The 1,417-nt window shown below is 47.5% G+C and carries 2 protein-coding genes; both read right to left on the bottom strand.

Annotated elements, in window-relative coordinates; genetic code table 11:
• Positions 1-76: 76 nt before the first annotated feature.
• Positions 77-1,021: an IS3 family transposase gene (locus tag GE107_RS26225; RefSeq protein WP_219644650.1), complete on the bottom strand. Its 945-nt coding sequence runs from the start codon at positions 1,019-1,021 to the stop codon at positions 77-79.
• Positions 1,018-1,341 (bottom strand): transposase, encoded by a 324-nt coding sequence (locus GE107_RS26230; RefSeq protein WP_219644649.1) that lies wholly within the window; start codon positions 1,339-1,341, stop codon positions 1,018-1,020. The genes GE107_RS26225 and GE107_RS26230 overlap by 4 nt, the downstream gene beginning before the upstream one ends.
• Between the last annotated feature and the right edge of the window lie 76 nt (positions 1,342-1,417).

A 1,417-nucleotide genomic window follows, 5' to 3' on the forward strand; every position in this document is an offset into this window, starting at 1 on the left:
CGGCTAGGCCCCTTAATTCTGGAGTCTGCCCCACAAAAATTACATCGTTCGCAGGATAGGTATGTTTTTCTAGCGATTACAGCGCCCTGTAAAACGCAGATCGGTCTTCAAGTTCCATTGCCCACATGGAAAACCTTTGTGGTGACATTCGTTTTAAACTTCCGTGCATTCGACGGTTGTTGTAGAAGTCCATGTAATTATCGAGTGCTGCGCACGCTTCCTCAAACGTCATGAATACGGATTTGGAGAACAAGTTATCTTCAAGCACGCTGTGAAAAGATTCAATATATGCGTTCATATTAGGCGTTCGAGGTGGGATCCTCTCATGCGTTATCTCGTAGGCTTCGCATGTGTCTTGAAATAGCGTGCTGAGGAATTGGGGGCCATTATCCGTGCGTATAACGGGAAAAGGTCCAGACTCTCCAACGCGCTGTCTCAGGGCCGTCACCACTGTCTGGACAGCATGCTTGGCCTCACAAACATGTCCTCTGTATTGGCCGACAACAACCCGGTCAAACACGTCGATTATGCTCAATACAAAAAAGAACCGTTCCTTGCCAGCCACATAGCCATATTTAATATCAGCCTGCCATAGCTGGTTGCGAGCCGTAATCAAATGGTTTTTCGGCAACCTTCTCGGATGCTTTATCTTCTTCTCCCGCTGTGGTTGTAGGATGCCCAGCTCGTCGCACAGCCTGTAAACCTTTTTCTTATCTAAAATCAATTCGTGGTCATTACGCAAACATTGGGCTAAGAGTTTATAGCCGTAAACGTGTTCTTCGCCCTCAACGAGTTCGAGCAGCCACTCTTTAATCTGCTCGTCGCTTACGCGTTGCCCGGTCGATGTCAAGGAATAACCTGGGCACGGGCGTCCTCTTTTTCCACTTGCGGATCGCTCGCACTCAAGGTTTCTTTGCTCGCTGATTCGTTTTTTACGGGCATAGTACGTCGACTCAGCCAAACCCAAAAGACGTAAGACCAGAGTTGCCTTTTCTCCCCGCTTAATGAACTGGTCTGCTATTTCGAGTTTTTCGGATAAGCGGGGTTCTTCTTTTTTAGAAGTTCACGAAGAATTTCAATTTCGAGTTCCTTTTCGCCAAGCTTTTTCACCGCGAGCTCGTACTTCTCTTCCACCTCTTGAAGTCGTTTGAGTTCTTGGATCTGCTCATCCGTAGATGGTATCTGGTCAGGTCCAACCAGGTTACCGTAATTTTTCACCCAGTTACGGATGGTTTCAGGATTCATTTCATACTTGCGCGCCAATACCGCAATCTTGATGCCGGATAAGGCTTCTTTCACGATTTGCATTCGCTTCTCTTCGAACACTTTCCCTGTACGCATATTGTCCGCCTCCCCATTACCATTAGTCTAATTCAATTGGGGGACAGGACTCCACATCAATTAGGGGGCCGTGGAG

Source organism: Cohnella sp. CFH 77786, from assembly GCF_019400745.1.
Classification (GTDB): Bacteria; Bacillota; Bacilli; order Paenibacillales; family Paenibacillaceae; genus Cohnella.